This is a genomic window from Natrialba sp. INN-245 (assembly GCF_009807105.1).
Lineage (GTDB): Archaea > Halobacteriota > Halobacteria > Halobacteriales > Natrialbaceae > Natrarchaeobius > Natrarchaeobius swarupiae.
The window spans coordinates 193374-212061 of the sequence record NZ_WUBV01000008.1 but is presented as its reverse complement, the minus strand read 5'-3'; the positions used below and the strand labels follow the sequence as shown (position 1 = coordinate 212061).

Genomic DNA, 18688 nt, shown 5'->3' with positions numbered 1-18688 from the left:
ATTTTCACGAAGTTGACCGATCAGCTGAGTTTCGCAGGCTCCTGGATCGAAAATCACCTCGACGGATTCATCCAGAAGTTGCGTTAATCACTAAGCGCCTTTCGAACGACCTCTTTGACCGGGCCGCAAGACAGCCACACCGATGCTGAAACCCAGCAAGAGACGTGTGGAACGTATGCGTCTTGAAACCAACAGGCCACAACGCTGGGCCTGAAATCCCATGGTGGGATTCCTCCGCGTTTACGCGGAGGAGGAGGTCAACGGATGTCGTGTGCTCCGGCGGCGACACACCGCCTTCCGACAGAACGGAGAGCTAATCGATCTCCGTCGGATCGACTTCCGGCAGAGTGATGAGATTCTCGCGACCGATTCGGAGTTTCTCGATCGATTCGTCGTCGTCCATCTGTGAGAGCAGTTGTGATACCTTGGCGTTCGACCAGCCGGTTTCTTTGACGATGTTCGCCTGTTTCATTCGGCCGCCGTTTTGTTTGAGCATCCTGAGGACCCGTTCCTCGTCGCTCAACAGTTCCGGATCGACGTCGTCGTCGATCTCTTCGTCGAACTCGATACTGGTGGACGACGGGCCCGCGAGATCTCCGTCCGCACGGTCGTCCGGGACCGTCTGTCCACCGCCCGAGTCCGTCGGTGTGGATGCAGACGAACTGCTCTCCGCGCTCGACGGAGCAGAGGCGGGAAGCCAGTCCGGGAGCCGCTCCTCGTCGGCGGACTGCCAGACGCGATAGAGGACGAACCCGCCAACGAGTACGATGATCAGACCAGCCAGCAGGTACTCGAGCGAGAGTCCAGCTGGGCCCGAGCCCTGGACGAAGATGATGTCGAGTTCGCCTTCCTCGAACTCGTGTGGCCCGTCCCACTCGAGGTCGGTGGGCGTCTCGAGGAAGTAGCCCGACGGAGACTCGATGACGAGCCGTTGGCCGTCGCCGAGATCCAGCCAGGAGCCGTTGTCCGCCTGGAGCGTATCATCGAAGTAGATTCGATTTTCGTCGACCCGGCTGAACTCCGTCCAGGTGAACGAGTAGGAGATGACGCCGATGCGGACATCGTCGTCGTACTCGTCTTCGGGCTCTTCGATTCGTGGCTGATCCCAGCCGTCGTCTTCGATCCTCATCTCGCGTCCGCTCGAGGCGGCGACGTCGGCGACGACGGCGTCGAACTGTGTACTCTCGTAGCCGACGTCACGGTTGCCGGCGGCAACCTCGGCGGCGTACTCCTCGAAGACGGTTTCGTCCTCGTCGTCGGTGATGAGAAACCGCGTTTCGATCGACCAGCGGGCGTCGCCGTCGTCGGTGAGGTTGATCCGGATCACCTGGTAGGGATCCGCGGGTGAGAGCGGCGACCCGTCGGTGGTGGTCGACGCGGGAGAGTGTTGGATGCTCGCGCGGTCACCTGGTTCGGCGATGGACGCCGTCGCTGGATCGACAGCGACCGCCGGGTCGGGCTCGGACTCGAGTGCGGCCGACGGCGAGACGGCCGCCATCCCGAGCATCGAGGTGACGAGGAGGGCTGTGAGGGCGACTGTGACAGCGGTGGATAACCGCATACCTAACAACGGGTGGTTTCCCGGGGGAAAAAACACTTTCCATACAAAAATACGGCGTTACTGCGCGTCGTAGCCGGTCTCGCCGTCCGAGAATCGTTCGGTAGCGCCCGTCTCGAGTGCGACCCGCTTTTGTATCAGGAACGCGTACCGTGGCCCGATGAACAGCGCGACTGCCGCCCTCCTCGCGTTGCTTCTCGTCTGCTCGCTTCCCGCCATGACGCTCGTCGCCGCGGATTCGAGCGGTCTCGCGGAATTCGAGTCGTCGGGAAGCGTCCAGGACCAGTCCCCACAACAAACGCCGGTCGAGGTGGATGGAACGACAAACCGCCTGCCGATCGGCGACGCTGGCACCAGCTACACACACGTCGGAACCGATCTCGGCACAGTTCTCGCGAGCAGCGACGACGAGTTGCGAATCGACCACGAACAGTACGTGATCGCTGAACGCGAGTTCGATACTGCCTCTCCGGACGAGCAGGCGGCGATGATCGAGGACGCACACGATAGAATCGAAGAGCGCGCACTCGAACTCGAGGAGCGCGAAGAGGAGATCATCCGCGGCCACGCGAACGGCGAGCGATCGGACGGGGAAGCCGTCCGGATGTTGTTGCGAAACTACAACGAAGCAGTCGCGTTGCAAAACGCACTCGACGACCTGAATCAGCACGCGGATATGGTACCGGGGTACTCGTTGTCGAACCAGCAACGGGATGCAACCGAGGCGACGCTCGGATTCCACAGGACGCCGATACGGACGAATCTCGCTCTGGCGAGCGAGCGAGTGGATCCGAACACCGAGTACGACATTCGCCTGCAAACGTCCCAGCATGGATATCGAGTCTCGATCCTCGACGGATCGACCTACGTTTCCGAGACGACACGGTTCGACAATCGCGAACCGCACTCGTCGGATCAGTTCGCGGAGATCGAAGACCAGACGAACCCCGCCTTCGAGCGCGGTCAGGAACTGTATCCGTGGGCCAGTGATAGCGGTAGTCCGAGTTATCCGCTCGGGTCAGGTCCCCACCTCGTCCGCCTCGTCCTCGACGACCACCACCTCGAGATCTACCTCGACGGCGGCTCCGGCGAAGTCCACCGTGAACTTCAGGAGCTATCGGTCAGCTCGTTGCCGGTCGATTCCTCTCAGAGCTGGACCAACGACGGACTCGAGATGACGCTCAACGAGACGCCGGCGAACGGACCGGCCGAAGTCATCGTCAGGGACGAGTCGACTGGCGACCCGGTCCCGGCGACGATCGCTATCGACGACCACGAGGTCGGGCAGACCGGCGTGGACGGAAGCCGCTGGATTCTCCCGCCGGACGGTACCTACGAACTGACCGCGGAGACCGAGTCGGGAACCGTCGAGGCGACGGTCGACGGGAACTGGCAGTACTGACGGACGCCGCGGCTCCCGTCTCGTTTGTCACACGGTTGTGGAACGGACGCGGCGACTGACGCAACGCCGGAGGCGAGAAGCCGGGCGTTTATATTCGAAGGCGCGGCCAGGGAGGTGCGTGACTGGGGTCGATCGAGGATCGGTGACGCCGAACGACGAGCCGCCGCTGTTCGGCGGCGGTCGAATCCCCGAGAGCGGTCGCGCTCTCAGTCCACTCGTCGGCGTCGTCGCGTTGCTCGCGATTACCGTCTGTCTGGCCGGCGTCGTCGCGGTCGGCGCGGCCACGTGGTCGCTCGAGTCGACGGGGCCGACCGCCGCGTTCGATCTCTCGGTCGACACCGACGCCGAGGACGTCGAAATCGCGATCGACCACGTCGCGGGCGATCCGATCGACGTTCGGGAGCTTTCGGTCGCCATCGCCGTCGACGGGGAGGACCTAGCCGAACAGCCACCCGTACCGGCCGCGGGCGCGAACGGATTCAACGGGACGCCGACCGGACCGTTCAACGAGCAGGCTGATCCGGAGTGGCAAAGCGGCGAGCGGGCGAGCGTTTTCGTCGCCGAGACGAACGACCCGGTGCCGACTGCGGGCGACGCAGTGACGGTCCGACTTGCGGCGGACGACCGGCAGATTGCGGCCCTCGAGGCGATAGCATCGTGAGGGCGACGGTCACTCCGGCGCGCGGCCGATCGTCGTGATCGCCACGTCCGGATCGTAGGAGGGACCCAGAAACGCGTGTTTGACCTCCTCGAAGCCGGCGCGTTTGAACATCCGATCGGCCTCGTACTCGTCGTAAAACAGCATTATCGAGTCCGCGAGTTTGCGAGCGAGAAAGCTATCGGGATAGTTGGGGCCGACGACGAGTACCTGGCCGCCGGGTTTCAACACGCGGCGAAACTCCCGCAAGGCGAGAATCGGGTTCGGCCAGTACTCGATCGAACCCGAGGACCAGACGACGTCGAACGTGTCGGTCGCGAACGGCAGTCGTTCGGCGTCACCACGGTGGAAGGTCACCGGCGGCGCTCGCTTGCCGAACTTCGCGTAGGCTCGCTCGAGTTGGTGTTCGCTCTGGTCGAGTGCGTACACCTCGTCGACGTGTTCGAGTAGCCCATCCGTGGCGAATCCGGTGCCACAGCCGACGTCGAGGACGGTCATCTCGGGCTCGAGGTCGAGCAGGCCGAGCGCGTCCGTTCGCATCTCTTCGGTCCAAATAAACGGGTTGACTCGATCGTAGACCCTGGAGAGATACTTGTAGAACAGCCGGGCGCGGGCCTTGTGTTCCAGAACTCCCATTAAACGTACGTTTCGCGCCGACCGGGATATGTCTACTGTTCTGTTCGACGATCCGTGCTAATCCGGGACTACTGCGTTCGCAAAGCGTCTGTGTCGTGGCGGACTTTCGCAACTACCATATACGCGCTGTCGCAAACGTTCGTTTGCTTAGAGTATGCCGAGGCCAGAGGTTCTCGAACGAATTCAGTCGGCGGAGCACGATGCCGACGACATCGTCGCAGAGGCAGAAGATGACCGCGACGAGCGAATAGCCGAGGCCCGGAAACGTGCCGAGGAGATTCGCACGGACGCGGAAGAGGAAGCGCGCGATCTCAAAGAGCGACGCCTCGAGGAGGCCCGCGAGGAGATCGATGAGGAGTGTGAGCGCGTCCTCGAAGAGGGCGAACAGGAGCGTGCGGCGCTCGCCGAGCGCGCCGAAAAACGGGTCGAGGAAGTAACCGACCACGTCGTCGACCTGTTCCAGGAGGACGTTCATGCTCAGACCTGAGCAGATGAGCAAGGTCTCGATGGCCGGCTCGAAGGGCGTCATGCCCACGGTCATCGAGACGATCCACGAGTTGAACCTGGTTCATCTCTCGGATTACGACGGCTCCTGGGAGGGGTTCGACAACGGTAACCCGATCGAGGGGGCCGACGACGCCTCCGAGAAGCTGGTGACCGTCCGCGCCCTCGAGAGCACGCTCGATATCTCCCGTGAGGAAACGGCCGCCGGAACGGTCGACGACAACTGGGAGCAGCGACTCGAGGAGATCCGGACGCGGGTAAACGAACTCGACGACCAACACTCCGAGGCCCGCGAGGAGCTACGGCTGGTCGAGGAGAAGATCGATCGCGTCGACCCCTTCGCCGAACTCGGGATCGATCCCGATCTGCTCTCGGGGTACGACAGCGTCGACGTCCTCGTCGGTGAGGGTTCCTACGCCGAGGTCGAATCGGCCCTCGAGGCGGCCGAGGAGATCCGCGCGTACGAGATCCTGACCGGCGGCGACGTCGTCGCGATCGTCGCCGCACCTGCGGAGGGTGAGTCGACCGACGGACTCGTCGACGATGCGCTCGTCGGAATCGAGTTCACCCGTCACCCGGTCCCGGAGACCGAACAGAGCCCCGGGGAGTACGTCCGCGAACTCACCGACGAGAAACGCGACCTCGAGGACGAACTCGATCGGATCGACGCCGACCTCGAGGAGATCGAACTCGACGACGGCGGCTTCCTCGTGCGCCTCGAGGAGGAGCTGAGCATCGAGGTCCAGCGCGCGGAGGCACCGTTGCAGTTCGCGACGACGGACAACGCCTTCATCGCCGAGGGCTGGATTCCCGCCTCCGAGTACGACCGATTCGTCGACGCCGTCACCGACGCCGTCGGCGATAGCGTCGAGATCGAACAGCTCGAGGTCGCGGAGTACGAGGAACACGAACACGGCGCCGAGGCTCACACGGGCAGCGGCGGTGACGGCGACGGTGGCAACGGTGACGCAGACGACGCCGAAGCGTCACAGCCGGCGCGTCAGAAGGCCGCGACTGACGGTGGGACGACCGGGGCGGCCGGCGCCGCCGGCTCGAGCGGTGCCGTCACGATGGACGAGGATCCGCCGGTTATCCTCGACAACCTGACGCCGGCGAAGCCGTTCGAACTGCTGGTGAAGATGGTGAGCCAGCCCAAGTACAGCGAACTCGATCCCACGTTGCTGGTGTTTCTGACCTACCCGTTTGCGTTCGGGTTCATGATCGGGGACATCGGCTACGGGATCCTTTACATGCTGATGGGCTACGGCTGCTGGAAGTACTTCGACTCCGACGCCGGCAAGGCGCTCGGAACGATCGGCATCTGGGCCGGTGCGTTCACCGTCGTCTTCGGCTACCTGTACGACGACATCTTCGGCATCCACATGGCGGACGTGGGACTCGGCTTCCTGCCGCTTGCCGGCTCGCTCTCGAAGGGGCTCCAGCTCTCGGAGTGGGCGTTGCTGTGGATCATCCTGAGCATCCTGTTCGGGATCATCCACCTCAACATCGGCCTCATCATGGGCTTCGTCAACGACCTCAGCCACGGGCTGAAGGCGGCCGTCTACGAGCGACTGTCGTGGATCCTCGCGATGAACGGGCTGTTCATCTGGATCTTCTCTCACGGTGACGCCGGGAGCATCGAACACGGTATCGCCGCGTTACCCGCTGACCTCGCGTTCAGCCAGACGAAACCCGAGTTCCTCGTTGGAACCGGCCCTGATGCCGTTCTCTACGAGTTCCTCGGCTTCGCCGGCCTTCCGGAGATCGTCGGCATCCTCGGCATCGCGATGTTCCTCGTCGGTAGCGTGATGGTCGGCGTCGGCGAGGGGATCGCCGGCGTCTTCGAGATTCCGGCGTGGGCGTTCGGCCACGTCCTCTCGTACCTGCGGATGGTCGCGGTCCTGCTCGCAAAGGGTGGGATGGCGTTCGCGGTCAATCTGCTGGTCTTCGGCGCCTACGAGACGGAGGCAGGCTACACGTACTTCAACTACCCCGGACTGCACATTACCGAGATCTCGGGGTACGAGTACGGAGAGCTCTCGCCCGAATTCGTCGGTCTCGTCCACGCCGGCGACGGTATCCTGGTCTCGGCGATCGCGATCATCGCCGCCATCGTCGTCTTCATCCTCGGGCACATTCTGGTCCTCCTGCTCGGCATCACCGCAGCAGGGATCCAGATGCTGCGTCTCGAGTACGTGGAATTCTTCCAGAAGTTCTACCAGGGCGGCGGCGAGGAGTACGAGCCGTTCGGTGAGGAGCAGACGGTCCAGCCGGCCGACTGATCGACGCTTCGTCTTTTTCCGCGCCGTTGTCGATTGACTCGAGTCCCACTGTGGACACGTACACCGGCCTCGGCTCGACACCACCTGGGCGAACGGATTCGGTCCGTCGATCGTTTCAGCCGGTACTGTCTCGAACCCGTCAGGAACCATCTTTGCCAATTTGTAGCACGATCGGGCGAAATCTGTTGATACGGTTTAGCTATGTCGAATTCTTTCGAGAGTTTTATGAGGGGAGCAGCGACAGATACGCCTGTTCGGAGAAATCCAATCCGCATATCGCACTAATCATGATCGAAAACGCACCCGAGCTCGCTGATATTGCACTGCAGGCGGCGGAGGCCGCTGAGACGAACGAATCTGACGTTGCGGTCGCGGAGAACTACGCCGAGGCTGCGGCGGCGATCTCCGTCGGTCTCGCCGCGCTCGCATCCGGTTACGCCGAGCGGGGGATCGGTGCGGCCGCCGTCGGCGCTATCGCCGAGGACGACGATATGTTCGTTCCCGGGATCGTTATGACGGTGTTACCCGAAACGCTCGTCATTTTCGCGATCGTCGTTATTTTCCTGGTTGGGTAACCCAACCGTCCCACAATGAGTTTGGACACAGTCGTCGAAGACATTCGAGACGAGGCCCGCGCGCGTGCGGAAGACATCCGTTCGGAGGGTGAAACCCGCGCTGAGGAGATCGTCGACGCGGCCGAAGCGGATGCCGACGAGATCCTCGAGAGCGCGGAGCGCGAGGTCGATCGCGAGATCGAACAGCTTCGCGAACAGCGACTCTCCAGTGCGAAACTGGAGGCGAAACAACAACGCCTGGAGGCCCGGCGTGACGTCCTCGGAGACGTCCGTGAAGCAGTCGAAGACGAACTCGCGACGCTCGAGGACGAGGAGCGTGAACAGCTCACTCGTGAGCTGCTCGACGTCGCGAGCGTCGAGTTCGAAGCGGGCGACGACGTCAGTGTCTACGGTCGCGAGGGAGACGCCGAGCTGATCGAGTCGATCCTCTCCGATGACGAGTACGCCGACTACGAGTACGCCGGTCCCTACGACTGTCTCGGCGGCGTCGTCGTCGAAAGCGAGGAATCCCGAGTCCGGGTCAACAACACGTTCGACTCGGTCCTCGAGGACGTCTGGGAAGAGAACCTCCGGGAGATCAGCAACCGCCTCTTCGACCAATGAGTTTCGGTGCCTCGAATCCGGAGTACGTCAACGGCCGCGTTCGGTCGCGTCGAGCGTCGCTGTTCGCGGACGAGGACTACCGCAAGCTGATCCGGATGGGGCCAAGTGGGATCGCACGGTTCATGGAGGAATCGGAGTACGAACGCGAGATCAACCAGCTCGGAACGCGGTTTTCGGGGGTCGACCTGATCGAGTACGCGCTGAATCAGAATCTCGCGAAGCACTTCGACGACTTACTGGACTGGTCGGAGGGTCGACTCTACGACCTCATCGCCCGCTACCTCCGGAAGTTCGACGTCTGGAACATCAAGACGATCATTCGCGGCGTCTACACCGACACGCCGGCCGACGAGATCGAAACCGATCTCATCCGGGCCGGTGAGATCGACGACGCGACGCTCGATCGTGCACTCGAGGCGGATACCGTCGAGGACGTCGTCGAGATCTTCAACCGGACGATCTTCCACGACGCACTCGAGGAGGCCTACGAGGAGTACGAGGAGACCGGCGCGCTGGTTCCACTCGAGAACGCCCTCGACAGGGAGTTCTACGAACGCCTCATCGAGGACCTGAGTGGATCGTACGATCTGTCGTTCACCGAGCCACAGTCGGGTCCGGAAGCGCTGTACGTCGAGTTCCTGCAGGCCGAGATCGACTTCCGGAACGCCCGGAACGCCTTGCGCCTCGCCCGAAGCGGCGCCGACCTCGAGCCCGCCGAGTACTACATCGAAGGGGGCGTTCTCTTCGACCGTTCGGAGCTCTCGCGGCTGGTCACCGACTACGACGAACTCGTCGACCACATCGCCGAGAGCAAACGCTACGGCGATCGGCTCTCGAGTGCCCTGACACGACTGCGTGAGGCGGAGAGTCTCATCCAGTTCGAACACGCACTCGACGCGGCGTTGCTCGAGTATTCGGATACCCTCTCGAGTATCTATCCGGTGTCGGTGTCGGCCGTCTTATCGTACATCCTCGCGAAAGAACGCGAGGTCGAGAACATCCGCGCGATCGCTCGTGGCCGGGAGGTCGGCCTTTCAGAGAGCGAGATCGAAGAGGAGTTGGTGATCCTATGAGCCAGGAGATCGCAGTCGTCGGCGACCCCGAGTTTACGACCGGATTCAGACTCGCCGGCGTTCGCCGGTTCGAGAACGTCGCCGACGAGCAGAAAGGGACAGAGTTAGACGACGCCGTCACGACGGTTCTAGACGACGAGGGCGTCGGCATCGTCGTGATGCACGACGACGACCTCGAGCACCTCTCGCGGAACGTCAGACAGGACGTCGAAACGAGCGTCGAACCGGTCGTCGTCACCATCGGCTCCGGTACGGGTGGCGGCGGACTGCGCGATCAGATCAAACGCGCGATCGGTATCGACCTCATGGAAGAGGACGACGAGGAAGACAGTAACTAACTATGAGCCAGGCAGAAGAAACCGAATCCGTCGACCAAGACGGTGTAATCGAACGCGTGAGCGGTCCTGTCGTGACCGCCACGGACCTCGACGCCCGGATGAACGACGTCGTCTACGTCGGCGACGAAGGGCTGATGGGCGAGGTCATCGAGATCGAAGGGAACCTGACCACGATTCAGGTCTACGAGGAAACCTCCGGCGTCGGCCCGGGTGAACCCGTCCAGAACACGGGCGAACCCCTGAGCGTCGACCTCGGACCCGGAATGCTCGACTCCATCTACGACGGCGTCCAGCGTCCGCTCGACGTCCTCGAGTCGAAGATGGGATCGGCGTTTCTCGACCGGGGCGTCGACGCACCCGGTATCGACCTCGAGAAGAGCTGGGAGTTTACGCCCGAGGTCTCCGAGGGCGAGACGGTCGAGCCCGGTGACGTCGTCGGGACGGTCCCCGAGACGGTCACGATCGAACACAAGGTGATGGTGCCGCCGGACTACGAAGGCGGCGAAGTCGTCTCCATCGAAGCGGGATCGTTCACCGTCGAGGAGACGGTCGTCGAACTCTCGAGTGGCGAAGAGATTTCGATGCACCAGGAGTGGCCGGTCCGCGAAGCGCGGCCGGCCGGCGACAAGATGACGCCGACCGATCCGCTGGTGACGGGCCAGCGAATCCAGGACGGCCTCTTCCCGCTCGCGAAGGGTGGGACGGCGGCGATTCCCGGTCCGTTCGGATCCGGAAAGACCGTCACCCAGCAGCAACTCGCGAAGTGGTCCGACGCCGACATCGTCGTCTACATCGGCTGTGGCGAGCGCGGCAACGAGATGACGGAAGTCATCGAGGACTTCCCGGAACTGCCGGACCCACAGACCGGGAACCCGCTGATGGCCCGGACGTGTCTCATCGCGAACACGTCGAACATGCCAGTCGCAGCCCGCGAATCCTGTATTTATACCGGGATCACGATCGCGGAGTACTACCGAGACATGGGCTACGACGTCGCGCTGATGGCCGACTCCACCTCGCGGTGGGCCGAAGCCATGCGCGAGATCTCGAGTCGACTCGAGGAGATGCCCGGCGAAGAGGGCTATCCTGCGTATCTCGCCGCGTCGCTCTCGGAGTTCTACGAGCGGGCGGGACTGTTTCAGCTGTTCAACGGGGACGTGGGTTCGATCTCGGTCGTCGGCGCAGTGTCGCCGCCCGGCGGCGACTTCTCCGAGCCGGTGACCCAGAACACCCTGCGGATCGTCAAGACGTTCTGGGCGCTGGATGCGGACCTCGCCGAGAAACGCCACTTCCCGTCGATCAACTGGAACGAGTCGTACTCACTGTACAGCCAACAGCTCGATCCCTGGTACCGAGAGAACGTCGCGGAGGACTATCCGGAGATCCGCCAGTGGGCGGTCGACGTTCTGGACGAGGAAGCCGAACTCCAGGAGATCGTTCAGCTCGTCGGCAAGGACGCGCTGCCGGAGGACCAGCAGCTGACGCTGGAGGTCTCTCGGTACATCCGCGAGGCGTGGCTCCAACAGGACGCGTTCAACGACACGGACACCTACTGCGAACCGGAGAAGACGTACCGGATGCTCCAGGCGATCAAGACGTTCAACGACGAAGCGTTCAACGCACTCGACGCCGGTGTGCCGGTCGAGGAGATCGCTGACGTCGACGCCGCCCCGCGGCTCAACCGTATCGGCGTCGCCGAGGAGTGGAACGAGTTCATCGACGACATCGAGGACTCTCTCGAGTCCCAGATCAGGGAGCTCTACTAGCCATGAAAGAATATCAGACAATTACGGAAGTCAGCGGTCCGTTGGTGTTCGCCGAAGTCGACGAGCCGATCGGCTACGACGAGATCGTCGAAATCGAGACGCCACAGGGCGACACCTTGCGCGGACAGGTACTCGAGTCGAGTGACGGGCTCGTCTCGATTCAGGTGTTCGAAGGCACCGGCGGTATCGATCGAAACGCTTCGGTTCGGTTCTTGGGCGAGACGATGAAGATGCCCGTCACCGAGGACCTCCTCGGGCGGGTCTTAGACGGCTCCGGGAACCCGATCGACGGCGGCCCGGACATCGTTCCGGAAGAACGCCAGGACATCGTCGGTGCGGCGATCAACCCCTACTCTCGGGAGTATCCCGAGGAGTTCATCCAGACGGGCGTCAGCGCGATCGACGGCATGAACACCCTCGTTCGCGGTCAGAAGCTCCCGATCTTCTCGGGCTCGGGGCTCCCACACAACGACCTCGCACTCCAGATCGCTCGACAGGCGACCGTTCCGGAAGAAGAAGAGAGCGAGGAGGGTGGCTCCGAGTTCGCGGTCATCTTCGGCGCGATGGGGATCACCGCCGAGGAGGCAAACGAGTTCATGGACGACTTCGAACGCACCGGCGCACTCGAGCGTTCGGTCGTCTTCATGAACCTCGCGGACGACCCCGCAGTCGAGCGGACGGTCACGCCGCGGATGGCGCTGACGACGGCGGAGTATCTCGCCTTCGAGAAAGGGTATCACGTGCTCGTGATCCTGACGGACATGACCAACTACTGTGAGGCACTGCGAGAGATAGGTGCCGCACGCGAGGAGGTTCCGGGTCGACGTGGTTACCCCGGATACATGTACACGGACCTGGCCCAGCTCTACGAGCGGGCGGGTCGAATCGAAGGCCGCGAGGGATCGGTCACACAGATTCCGATCCTGACGATGCCCGGCGACGACGACACGCACCCGATTCCTGACCTGACCGGCTACATTACCGAAGGCCAGATCATGATGGATCGGGATCTGAACAGTCAGGGGGTCGAGCCGCCGATCAACGTCTCACCCAGCCTCTCGCGGCTAATGGACGACGGGATCGGTGAGGGACTCACCCGTGCCGACCACGCCGACGTCAAAGACCAGCTGTTCGCCGCCTACGCGGAGGGGAAAGACCTCCGCGACCTCGTGAACATCGTCGGTCGCGAGGCACTCAGCGAGCGTGACAACAAGTACCTCGACTTCGCCGACCGCTTCGAAGAGGAGTTCGTCGAGCAGGGGTACGACACGAACCGATCGATCGACGAGACCCTCGAGATCGGCTGGGACCTGCTGTCGATGCTGCCGAAGGAGGAACTCAACCGTATCGGCGAGGATCTCATCGAGGAACACTACCGCGAAGACGACGGCGAGACGGTCGAAGCGGCCGCCGACTGATTCCGACAACGACTTCCGTTTTTTCGATGGCGGTTCGTCCGAACCGTGATGCGTCGGTACCGGCCGATCGCGAAACGGCGGGCGATCGACCGGCAATCAGTTACCGTAGACCGTATCACATGCCGAACGACCGCGAGTGGTCCGTCACTGTTCGTCGTACAGTCGATCGACTCGATCGGCGAATCGGTCCATGATAACGCGGCGTTTCTTCTTCATCGTCGGCGTGAGCATGTCGTTTTCCTCGGTGAACTCTCGCGGGACGAGTTCGAACCGCTTTATCGTCTCGTGGCGCTCGAACTCCTCGTTGACGCGTTCGACTTCCTCGCCGACGTACTCGCGGACGCGCTCGTTCTCACAGAGTGCCGCCGGATCGCCGGGGAGGTCGATTCCCTCGGTCTCGGCCCACTCTCGAACGTGATCCGTGTTCGGGACGAGCAACGCGCCGATGAACTTTCGTTCGTCACCGACGACCATACACTGTTCGACGACTTCGCTCGCCGCAAACGCATCCTCGATCGGTGCCGGTGCGACGTTCTTGCCCGTCGAGAGGACGATGATCTGTTTCGTCCGCTCGCGGAACTCGAGGTAGCCGTCCTCGCGGCGGTGGACGACGTCGCCGGTGCGAAACCACTGGCCGTCACCGATGTGTTCGGTTAGTTCCCCTCCGTCGCTGGCCCGGAGATCCGTCGTAAAGGCGCGGTCGGTTGCGGCGGGCTTGTTCCAGTAGCCGTCGGCGACGTTCGGTCCGCGAACGAGGAGTTCGCCGACGTCGCCGGGGTCGTCGAACGCCTCCTGGTCGACGACGCTCTCGTCGATCTCGATCTCGACGCCGGGCAGCGCCGGGCCGATCGTCCCGATCTTCGGCTCCTCCGGCGGGTTGACCGAGACGACGGGCGCGGTCTCGGTGAGTCCGTACCCCTCGTAGATCGGCAATCCCATGGCGTGATAGAGTTGGCAGAGTTCGGGCGAGAGGCTTCCACCGCCGCTGATCAGGAGTTCGATGTTTCCGCCGAGCGCCTCCCGAACCGTCGAGAAGACCAGCCTGTCGGCGACCGACCGCTTGGCCGAGAGCACCGGACCGGGCGACTCCGCCCGCTGATACTCGACGCCGACGTCGGTCGCCCACTCGAAGATCCGCTGTTTGACCGACGACTCGCTGGCTTGCTCGCGGATCGCGTCGTAAATCTTCTCGTAGACGCGGGGGACGCTTGTCGCCGTGTTCGGCTCGACTGCCTCGAAGTCGTCCTGAAGCGTGTCCGGATCTTCGGCGTAGGCGATACAGGCGCCGCTGGCCAAGAGGAGGAAGTGGCCCGCGGTCCGCTCGAAGACGTGTGCTAGGGGCAGGTACGAGACCGACTGGACGCCCTCGTCGATCGTCGGTAGGTCGTCGTCCTTGTCCGGACGCGGCCCGTACCGTTTGCGAATCTGGTTGACGTTCGCCCGGAAGTTTCGATGGGTGAGTTTGACTCCCTTTGGCTGTCCCGTCGTTCCGCTCGTGTAGATCAGACTCGCCAGATCGTTCATCTTCGGCTCGTCGACCCACTCCTGATACGTCTCGAGATCGAGCGCCTCCTCGCCGCGCTCGTGGAGGTCGCCGAGAGTCACCACGTCCTCGCGGTCGTCGTACCCCTCGAGTTCGTCCATCGAGACGATGAACTCGAGAGCGAGGTCGTCTTCGACCGCGAGGACGGTCTCGAGGAGGTTCTCGTTCTCGACGACGACGCCGGAGGCGTCGGGATCCTCGAGCAGATACCGGACCTGATCGGACGACGAGCCGGTGTAGACGGTCGTCACGACGCCGCCCGCACAGAGTAGGGCGAAATCACACTGTGCCCACTCCATTCTCGTATCGGCGAAGATTCCAACTCGGTCGCCGGTCTCGAGGCCGAGGTCGCGAAACCCCGCCGCGAGCGTCCGGACGATACTGCGCATCTCGGCGTAGGAGATCGCCCCGAACGCGCCAGGTGTCGCGGGGGGGACGACGTCGTCGGTCAGCGACCGATCGTAGACGCCACCCTTGTACCGCTGTGCTGGTCGATTTCTGTGTCGTTCGGCCGCGTCCTCGAACATCCGACCGAGCGTCGTCTCGCCGATCACCTCGTCGTCGTACTCCCGTTCTGCCTCCCGCCAGTCCATACCGTATGTGAACAGGCCCCGTACGATAAAACGTGATGAAACGTGGAACCGAGCCAACACCGTTTATTGTTGTGACCGTCGTCGGCCGACCGGTAACGAGACCGCGTCTCCGACGGAAACGATCGGCTTACTCCGATCGCTTGGGTCGTCGCGTCTGTGCGACTGGCGGTTCTCCTCGAGCGATCAGTCCCGATCGTCGAGGTAGCCGAGTACGCCGCGGGCGTTCATCGCCGCCTCGGCGCTGGCCTTGCGTTCGTTCCAGACGTCCTCGAGGTCGGTAGACGCGACGACGTGTTCGATCACCGCCTCGTCGTCCTCGAGTTCTTCACGCGCCGCCGCGACGTCGGCGACCCACTCCTCGAGGACGGTCGCGTACTCCTCGAGGGCGCGATCGAGGTCGTCGCCGACCTCGCGGGGACCGAAATGGGTGTAACAGAGCACGTCGGGATCGATCTCGGCGATCGTCTCGAGGTCGGCGAGACACCCCTCGAGGTCGAAGTCAGACGGCGGAGAGGTCTCGACGATCCGTTCGTGCTTGGGGGCCCAGAGACCTGCGGCGTCGCCGGTGAAGACCGCGTCGTTTTCGGGATCCGCGAAGACGACCTGGTGGAAGGCGTGGCCGGGTGCCTCGTGGACGCGCAGTTCGTGATCACCGAGGTCGATTACGTCGCCGTCGTCGATCTCGACGATCCGATCTTCAGGAACTGGCTCGGGTTCGGTGTAGAACTCCCACTGGTCGCCGACGGCGGCTTTCGTCCCGGCGACCAGCGCCGAGGGATCGGCGAGGTGACTCGCGCCCGCTGCCGGAACGTAGACGTCCGCGTTCGGGCACGCTCGTGCGAGAAACCCCGCGCCGCCGGCGTGGTCCAGATGGACGTGGGTGACCGCGATCGCCGCCAGTTCGTCGCGAGCGATGTCGAGTTCGGCAAGCGCCTCGAGGATCCGCTCGTGGTTGGTGCCGATCCCGGTTTCGACGACGGCGGGGCGGTCGTCGTCGAGAACGTAGACGGCGCCGTAGCCGTCGGTGTCGTACATCCCGGTATCGAGGTAGTAGAGATCCGTACAGTCGCCGGCCGTAACCGCTCGGACGGAACCTGACTCCATACCAGTAGCCCGTCGTCGGAGGGGTTAAAGGCTGGCGTCGGCAGCGATCGGCCGGGTCGACCGTCCGCGGCCGATCGATCACGATACACTGGGACGTGCGAGGATCACGATACACCGGACAGTACGATCACGACACAGTGGACCGTGCGAGGCCGTGACAAGTCGGTACAGACTTCACGTCTCAGTTTGTGAAGGGCGGTAGGGACGTCCGATTACCGCACGGCGCGAACCGCCAGTAGTGGAGATGACCGGAGAACCGTCGACCCGCCGCACGATCGACCACGGCCTCCCGTACGCCGTTAGTGCATTCGGTGGGCTCTCCGGCGTCGTCCTCCTGTCCTGGCTCGTCGCGTTTCGATCGACACTCGGTGTCGAGGGTGCGCTCGGTGCCGGGACGGTCGCTCTCTTCGCCCTGGGTCTGCTCTGGGGTGGGTGGCGACTCGAGCGTGGTTCAATCGGAGCCGATCAGTACGGGCGGATCGCCGGCTGGTGTCTCGCCGGCCTCCTCGCCCTGCTACTCGTCGGCGGCTTGGCACTCGTCGTCCTCACCCCCGACGATCGCCTCCAGGCCGTCGTCTGGGTTCACGTCGTCGTCACTACCGGCGCGTTCGGCGGGGTCGCGGTCGGCGTTCTCGAGGCGAGAGCGATCCGTCGAGAGGCCGAAGCGGCCGCAAACGCCGCCCACACCGACCGACTCGCACACGAGCGCGAACTGCTTCGCTATCTGAACGATCTCCTGCGACACGAAGTACTCAACAGCGTTCAGATCGTCCGCGGTCACGCGACGATGCTCCTCGATGGAAGCCGGGACGACCGAACACGAACCCGACTTGAGGCGATCAGCCAGGAGAGCGATGCGCTCACGGCCGTCGTCGAGGACGTTCGACTTCTGCTCGACGCGAACGAGTGTCCCGACCGACTGTCGACGGTCGACCTCGCGGAACTGCTCGAGGCCACGGTTTCGGCCGCTCGAGACGAACACGCTCACGCCGACATTGATACGTCTCTGCCCGACACCGCGGTCGTCGTCGGCAACGACGGCATCGAGCGAATCTTCGAAAATCTGCTCGAGAACGCGATCGTCCACAACGACTCGGAGACGCCCCACGTCGATCTGAGCGTCGAGACGACGCCGGAGGCGGCAATCGTTGCCGTCTCGGACGACGGCCCGGGCATTCCGGAACAGTGGCGCGGATCGCTGTTCGAACGAAAGTCACGAAATCACGGCCTCGGGCTCTATCTCGTCCGAATCCTGGCGGACAGATACGGAGGAACCGTCGAACTCGCCGAAACCGGCCCGACGGGGACGACGGTCGTCGTAACGCTCCCCCGGCCACCGGATTCGGCCGACCGTGACGAGAGTATCGACACCGGCGAGGCGGCCCTCGAGGGGCGACGAATCGACGAATCGGCCGTCGAACGGCCGTAGCTCAGGACGACCAGCGCAATCGGCGTGCCACGTCAGCGTGGCTCGGATTCACGTCACGAATTTCGCCTACGCTCTGGTTCGGTCGGAAAGCGGAAACGGGGGAACGGAATCACTGGAAACGTCCACTGGGCGAGACGGGGCATCACCGTTTGTCGTCCCGGTCTTTCCACTCGCCGATCCCGGACGGATCGAGGTGGATGTGGGCGTCGCCGACGTCCTCGAGTCCCCGTAGGCGGTCGATGAGGTCGGATTCGATGTCGTGGGCCCGCCGGAACGGCATGTCGCCGTCGACTTCCACGTGGACCTCGACCTCGAGGACGGTGCCGTCGTAGAAGACGGTTAGATCGTGGACGCCCTCGACCGCGGGGTGGTCGCGAAGCGCTCCCGTGATCTCGGCGCGCTGGTCGGCGTCCGCGGCGGCGCCGGTGAGGTACTCGACGTTCTCGCGGCCGATCTCGACGCCCTGGTAGACGACGAGAACGCTGACGAGTGCGCCGGCGAGCGGATCGAGCACCGGATGACCGAACAGAACGCCGAAAACGCCGACGACCGCCGCGAACGAGGTGTAGATATCGTTCAGACAGTCCGTCGCGAGCGCCTCGAGCGCGGTCGAGCCGATGTCGGCGTTGACGTACTCCGTGTAGCGGTAGACGAGGTACATATCGGCGATCGCAAAGCCGAGCGCGCCGAGCAACAGCGGGCTGGCCGCGGGTGGGTCCGGGAAGACGAGCCCCTGGACGGATTCGTAGAACAGATACAGCCCGAGTACTGCGATCACCGCGCCGACGAACAGCGCTGTCAGCGGTTCGATCCGGTCGTGACCGTGTGGATGGGTGTCGTCGGGTTCCTCGAAGGAACTCCGCCCCCAGACGAGCACGACGACGCTCGCGACCAGGTCGGCAACGGAGTGTGCCGCGTCCGCGACCAGGGCGACGCTCCCGAAGGCGAGCCCGGCCGCACCCTCGGCGAGAATCTTCACCGCGTTGCCGAGGACGTTCGCCCACGAGGCTCGAACGAACCCGCCTCTCCCGTCCGCGGCGTCGTCGACCATGTCACTGATTAGAGTCAGTCTAAACTTGGGTCTTTTCCTTCGGCGCGACGGAGTCGGAGCCCAGACCCGACCCGGTCGATTCGCGTTCCGAAATTCTGATACGGGTTCCTCGAGAATCCTGCCGTATCCGGGCGATGGGGCCCGCCCGACCCAAC

Annotated in this window: 16 protein-coding genes; 11 read left to right on the top strand and 5 right to left on the bottom strand. The window is 63.6% G+C overall.

Translation table 11 applies throughout. From position 1 onward, the window contains the following. Positions 1 to 313: 313 nt before the first annotated feature. Positions 314 to 1561 carry a hypothetical protein gene (locus GRS80_RS03115; RefSeq protein ID WP_200840308.1) on the bottom strand — a complete coding sequence of 416 codons (1248 nt, stop codon included), beginning with the start codon at positions 1559 to 1561 and terminating at the stop codon, positions 314 to 316. A 157-nt stretch (positions 1562 to 1718) separates the two neighbouring features. On the opposite strand from GRS80_RS03115, the gene GRS80_RS03110 reads away from it, so the two are divergent. Together GRS80_RS03110 and GRS80_RS03105 are read left to right on the top strand one after the other, a co-directional pair. Then, entirely contained in the window at positions 1719 to 2960 is a 1242-nt protein-coding gene (locus tag GRS80_RS03110) for a hypothetical protein (protein ID WP_160046276.1), read from the top strand. Positions 2961 to 3126: 166 nt separating this feature from the next. Next, positions 3127 to 3621 (top strand): type IV pilin N-terminal domain-containing protein, encoded by a 495-nt coding sequence (locus GRS80_RS03105; RefSeq protein ID WP_160046293.1) that lies wholly within the window; start codon positions 3127 to 3129, stop codon positions 3619 to 3621. Between the two features lie 9 nt (positions 3622 to 3630). On the opposite strand, the gene GRS80_RS03100 is transcribed toward GRS80_RS03105, so the two are convergent. Beyond that, entirely contained in the window at positions 3631 to 4254 is a 624-nt protein-coding gene (locus GRS80_RS03100; RefSeq protein WP_160046275.1) for a methyltransferase domain-containing protein, read from the bottom strand. A 154-nt stretch (positions 4255 to 4408) separates the two neighbouring features. Between GRS80_RS03100 and ahaH the strand changes: the two genes are divergently transcribed. The 8 genes from ahaH (at position 4409) to GRS80_RS03060 (ending at position 12813) form a co-directional block, all read left to right on the top strand. Then, positions 4409 to 4741: an ATP synthase archaeal subunit H gene (gene ahaH / locus GRS80_RS03095; RefSeq protein ID WP_160046274.1), complete on the top strand. Its 333-nt coding sequence runs from the start codon at positions 4409 to 4411 to the stop codon at positions 4739 to 4741. Beyond that, positions 4728 to 7040: a V-type ATP synthase subunit I gene (locus GRS80_RS03090; protein WP_235019615.1), complete on the top strand. Its 2313-nt coding sequence runs from the start codon at positions 4728 to 4730 to the stop codon at positions 7038 to 7040. The genes ahaH and GRS80_RS03090 overlap by 14 nt, the downstream gene beginning before the upstream one ends. 287 nt (positions 7041 to 7327) lie before the next feature. Beyond that, complete coding sequence (locus GRS80_RS03085) at positions 7328 to 7615, top strand: hypothetical protein (RefSeq protein WP_149081137.1); 288 nt, start codon at positions 7328 to 7330, stop codon at positions 7613 to 7615. A 15-nt stretch (positions 7616 to 7630) separates the two neighbouring features. Then, positions 7631 to 8218, top strand: a complete 588-nt coding sequence (locus tag GRS80_RS03080) for a V-type ATP synthase subunit E (RefSeq protein WP_160046273.1) — start codon at positions 7631 to 7633, stop codon at positions 8216 to 8218. After that, the gene (locus tag GRS80_RS03075) at positions 8215 to 9291 is read left to right on the top strand and encodes a V-type ATP synthase subunit C (protein WP_160046272.1); all 1077 of its coding nucleotides are present in this window, start codon (positions 8215 to 8217) and stop codon (positions 9289 to 9291) included. Before GRS80_RS03080 ends, GRS80_RS03075 begins: the two co-directional genes overlap by 4 nt. Then, positions 9288 to 9629, top strand: a complete 342-nt coding sequence (locus GRS80_RS03070) for a V-type ATP synthase subunit F (RefSeq protein WP_160046271.1) — start codon at positions 9288 to 9290, stop codon at positions 9627 to 9629. Before GRS80_RS03075 ends, GRS80_RS03070 begins: the two co-directional genes overlap by 4 nt. 2 nt (positions 9630 to 9631) lie before the next feature. Beyond that, positions 9632 to 11395, top strand: a complete 1764-nt coding sequence (locus GRS80_RS03065) for an ATP synthase subunit A (RefSeq protein WP_160046270.1) — start codon at positions 9632 to 9634, stop codon at positions 11393 to 11395. A gap of 2 nt (positions 11396 to 11397) precedes the next feature. Next, positions 11398 to 12813 carry an ATP synthase subunit B gene (locus tag GRS80_RS03060; RefSeq protein WP_160046269.1) on the top strand — a complete coding sequence of 472 codons (1416 nt, stop codon included), beginning with the start codon at positions 11398 to 11400 and terminating at the stop codon, positions 12811 to 12813. Between the two features lie 144 nt (positions 12814 to 12957). On the opposite strand, the gene GRS80_RS03055 is transcribed toward GRS80_RS03060, so the two are convergent. Both GRS80_RS03055 and GRS80_RS03050 read right to left on the bottom strand, forming a co-directional pair. Next, positions 12958 to 14949, bottom strand: a complete 1992-nt coding sequence (locus GRS80_RS03055; protein ID WP_160046268.1) for a long-chain fatty acid--CoA ligase — start codon at positions 14947 to 14949, stop codon at positions 12958 to 12960. A gap of 183 nt (positions 14950 to 15132) precedes the next feature. After that, the gene (locus GRS80_RS03050; RefSeq protein ID WP_160046267.1) at positions 15133 to 16053 is read right to left on the bottom strand and encodes an MBL fold metallo-hydrolase; all 921 of its coding nucleotides are present in this window, start codon (positions 16051 to 16053) and stop codon (positions 15133 to 15135) included. Positions 16054 to 16297: 244 nt separating this feature from the next. Between GRS80_RS03050 and GRS80_RS03045 the strand changes: the two genes are divergently transcribed. Next, on the top strand, positions 16298 to 17482 hold the full coding sequence (locus GRS80_RS03045; RefSeq protein ID WP_160046266.1) for an ATP-binding protein: 1185 nt from the start codon (positions 16298 to 16300) through the stop codon (positions 17480 to 17482). Between the two features lie 142 nt (positions 17483 to 17624). Here the strand turns inward: GRS80_RS03045 and GRS80_RS03040 are convergent, their stop codons facing one another. After that, on the bottom strand, positions 17625 to 18533 hold the full coding sequence (locus tag GRS80_RS03040) for a cation diffusion facilitator family transporter (protein WP_160046265.1): 909 nt from the start codon (positions 18531 to 18533) through the stop codon (positions 17625 to 17627). Positions 18534 to 18688: the final 155 nt, after the last annotated feature.